Annotated in this window: 2 protein-coding genes and 2 pseudogenes; 1 reads left to right on the top strand and 3 read right to left on the bottom strand. The window is 61.4% G+C overall.

What is annotated here, in order from left to right; genetic code table 11:
• Positions 1 to 284 precede the first annotated feature (284 nt).
• From ACIQMR_RS38260 to ACIQMR_RS38250, 3 genes and pseudogenes are all read right to left on the bottom strand, one after another.
• Positions 285 to 842: a hypothetical protein gene (locus tag ACIQMR_RS38260; RefSeq protein WP_401397763.1), complete on the bottom strand. Its 558-nt coding sequence runs from the start codon at positions 840 to 842 to the stop codon at positions 285 to 287.
• 1,202 nt (positions 843 to 2,044) lie between these two features.
• Positions 2,045 to 2,866, bottom strand: coding sequence for a sigma-70 family RNA polymerase sigma factor (locus tag ACIQMR_RS38255; RefSeq protein WP_401397760.1), 822 nt, complete (start codon positions 2,864 to 2,866; stop codon positions 2,045 to 2,047).
• 371 nt (positions 2,867 to 3,237) lie between these two features.
• Positions 3,238 to 3,680: pseudogene (locus tag ACIQMR_RS38250) on the bottom strand (transposase); the annotation flags it as partial.
• Positions 3,681 to 3,720: 40 nt separating this feature from the next.
• Here ACIQMR_RS38250 and ACIQMR_RS38245 point away from each other — a divergent pair.
• Positions 3,721 to 3,965 (top strand): annotated as a pseudogene (locus ACIQMR_RS38245) (IS5/IS1182 family transposase); the annotation flags it as partial.

Raw genomic sequence — 3,965 nt, 5'->3', positions numbered from 1 at the left:
GCCACCCCCGCAACTACCTCGCCTTCCTCGGCCTCGCCGCCGCCCTGTGCTGCTACAAACGTCTCGTCCGCCTCACCACATAGGACACGGTCTAAATCCGGATCGAAGAAGGAACTCACGTCATCCCACAGCAGATCAGCCACGCCGCTCCATGCTGCCCGGCTCCCTGGCCCAACGCACCCCCGTTTCCCTTGACCAAAGAGATAGAGCACCCTCGCCATCTCCAGCGTCCCGGCCTCGGTCCCCTGAACGGCGCTTGGGTTCTCGCCGAGTAACCAGCGAACTCAGCCGCCCTTGGGCGACGGAGTACGGGGGGGTGTCGGCACGGTGGGTAGATCAACGAAGACGTCGAACCACATTCCACACGCGATGAGCAGACCAAGGACACCGAGACCAAGAGCGCCCCAGGCTACTGCGCGTATCCACGGTGAACCTCCCCGCGCGGTGACCAGAACGAGTCCGGCCATCAGGAGAGCAGTTAGAGCAAAAGCCCCGTTGACGACGGCGAAGGTGTGCCAACTCGCACCGTAGATGTGCTTGATTTGCTCCGGTGGAGGGCCGCCCGAATGATTGATCTGCCCAATCAGGCGCTGACGCTCCGACAGTACGGTGCTAAGCCAGGTGCCGCTGAGGGATACGAGGCCGAGGGCGGCGGCTACAACGGCAGCTGCGCCCACTGCGATCCCGACAGGTCGAGCGGTGGAAGGCTCCTCCCCGACACTCGCATCGCCGGTAGTCTCATCTGCAATGTTCTCGTCATCGGTGACCTCACTTCCCATGGGCAGGACGGAAGACTCTGACGTCGCATCGGTTGGTGCCTCGGTGGGCTTGTTGGTATCCATAGACGGCGATTGTAGGTACCGATCCTAAGAATTCCGTAAACGCCGGCGGGCTTAGGTGTCGCATCTGCGAGATACGAGCTCGCTTCCCTCCGTAGCCCGGTTCAGGCGCTGCGGAAGAAGGGCTCAATCCTTGGTCCGAGCATCCGACCGGCGTTGAACACGGCTTCGCAGATGGCTCCTTAGAACCCCTGGAACGCATTGGCCTGCCTGGCTCATCCCGGTCGCAAGGGGAGGCCGAACATCAGACCCGGAACGGCATAGTTGGAGACCAGCACCGCCCCCGGTGCTGTATCAACGTGGATGCTCATGTCTGACAGTGAAACCTTGGCAGGATCTCCATTACGGCTTCCGCACGAAAAGGATCCCTCCTTCCGCATCCCTTCATCAGCGACGCCGCTCCACCCAGTAACCAACCGGATGGGAGAGCACGCAGTTGGCGGCTGGGAACAGCCACCCCGGCTTAGGACGGGGCTGTGAAGCAGCCCTGGTGGTCCAGACAGAAACCGTCCCGCCATGTCCAGGGCGCACACCTCCGTGCAATCATGAACGCATTCAATGATCAGCAAGCAGAGTATTCTATACTCAAATTCGTTTCACCATTCAGAAAGACCCTCAGCGTGAGGACGGCCGGGTGCTGCAAGCGTGGCTCCAGGACTCGTTCCAGCGAGGGGCGGATCTGGGTGAGCAGGCCGTTGACCCGGTTGGCGACCCGGGTGACCTCGCCGGCGTAGGGTCGTCACGGGACGGTACTGGCCCCTCGACCAGCCCGTTTCCGAACCCGCCGTGCCCATACTGAGCAACGGGCTCTCCACAAGTCCCGTGGGGACGTGCGGTTCTCCTCATGCAGCGCTCGGCCAGGGAGTCAGAATCGCTGCACCGCGGTATCGGTAGCGGGTTGTCCGCACCTTCGCCGGGTCCAGCAGAATCGCCCCGTCCCCAGACGGCTACCAGCCACCACTGCAGTAGCGGCGTCGGAGTTCCTTCCAGGTGGTCCGGCGGTGCTTGCTCCGCTTCCACCCGAGTATCTGGGGCCAGACAACAGCGCGAAGGATCCGGAAGGCGGCGTGGGAACTCCGAGCCGGAAGCAGTGGTCCAGCCCCGCACCAGCGAGTTCAACCGGTGAAGCAAAACTTCGAGCGGCAGGTTTATGTCCTGCCAGCAGATTTCCTTCACCTTGGCGGTGCAGGACCGGACGGCCTTCTTCACCGTATAGGTGTAGACGGCGGAGCGCCCCCTTCGTCGCCCGCGCTGAAACCGGAGCCGTTAGGAAGCCAGCGCCTATGGTCACTGGACATGTAGACACGGAGTTCAGCCAATGTACGCGCGAGGATTCGCGACACGCGCGTCTGGGAAAGGCCCAGGCTTGCCGCAACCTGTGATTGGGTCATTTCCCCTCCGAAGCGGAGGCGTAGTAGCTCACGTTGGAAAGGGCTTAGCTTCCGGATGCTCGTGAGTAGTGCGTGAACGTCATCTATCATCTCCAATGCCGGGTCTGCTGAACCGAGCGTTTCAGACAGAGGGCGACGTGTGGGACCCGAGACCTCCTCCAACGACTTGGTGCTGTATGCGTTAGCCGCTGCCAGTCCCTCCCGGACTTCCGCAACACCAATATTGAGACGATCGGCGATCAACTGCGCAGTAGCCTCACCCACATCCGAGCAGGAGATCTCCTCCCTGGCCTTCGCGATCGATGCGTTAAGCTCTTTGAGTCTTCTCGGCACTTGCATGGACCAGGCGTAATCTCGAAAGTAGCGTCTTATTTCTCCCGTGACGTACGGAATGATAAATGCAGCCAACGGTACACCCTTGTCCGGGTTGAAACGATCAATGGCCTTGATTAGACCTATTGTTCCCACCTGGATGATGTCCTCAAGTTCGCAGCCGCGATTCCGGTAGCGACGGGCCACACTGCGGACCAGAGAGAGGTGCTGCTCAACTAGCTCGTCGCGAGTGGTGACACTTTGATGACTGGACGGGGCGGCCATACTTACAGCCGTGGCATCCGACATTAAATCCTCCGTCATGGAGCCTTAGTGCCGCCCTGCAATTCTTCGGTATCGGACGACCCTGGAATCTTCTTGGCTGACTATGGACAGGCCTTGCAGTATCTGCCGGATGCCTCCCCTTTCTTCAGAGTGGCTCGAAGTTTGAGGCTGCTCTGGCTCCGCGCCGCCCGCATCGTGCACCTGCAGCCGACCAGGAACCCCACGGCAATTCGACGTACTTACCTCTGTGAGCGAGAACCCCGGTTCCGCGGAGCGGGGCAGGCATGCCAGGTCGGTCCGCACCCTCGTCTACAGGGTGCTACAAGTAGGGGACAAAAGATCAGTCGGGAAATCTACAAAGCATGGTGTGATGAAACTCATGCCACTTTCGCTGTACAGCAACGTGCCCTTTAGGTATGGACGCGGAATTCCGCACCGAGGAAGGCCAGGTAGTTGTCTGGTTGACGCTCGTAGTGGTGGTTGAGGCGGCGGTAGCCGGTCAGCCAGGACATGGTGCGATTCGATGACCCACCGTCGGCGGTCCAGTCGTTCGCTGGAGTCGATGCCCTTGCGGGCGGTGCGGATGCCGATGCGTTTGCCTCGTAGTCATCGTTGCAGGTGAGGGATGTCGTATGCCTTGTCGGCGTGAAGGCGTTGGGGCTTGGAATCGGCCGCGTGGGATTCGTGCCCATGTGGAAATGGGACAGCATCGGCTTCAGGGCGACGCTGTCGTGGGTGTTGGCTGCGGAGAGTCCGACGTGTAAGGGCAGTCCGTTCGCATCCGATAGGACGTGCATCCTGGAACCGGGCTTACCCGATCCACGGGTCTCGGACCTGCAAGTTGACCCCCTTTTACGAGTTGGTGCGTGATAGCGGGTGGGCATGCTCTGCTGGTGAGAGGCACTGTGGACCGTTCGGTTCTCACGCATCCGTTGTTCACGGGCATCTCGGGGGCTCATCTGTCCTCGTTGGTGGCGGAGTTGGCCAGGCCGTGGGTGGTCGGGGTCGAGGGTCGCCGACACGAGGCACGGGGCGGGGCGAGGAAGCGGGCGCCCGGGGCCGGTGCCCGCCATCAACTGGTCTTCGTAGACCGGCTCGTTGCCACGCTCATCCATCTGCGTCACGATCTCCCGCACGC

Source organism: Streptomyces sp. NPDC091376 (assembly GCF_044757085.1).
Lineage (GTDB): Bacteria > Actinomycetota > Actinomycetes > Streptomycetales > Streptomycetaceae > Streptomyces > Streptomyces pratisoli.
Note: the sequence above shows the minus strand (reverse complement) of the source record. Positions and strands in the feature narration are given on the sequence as shown.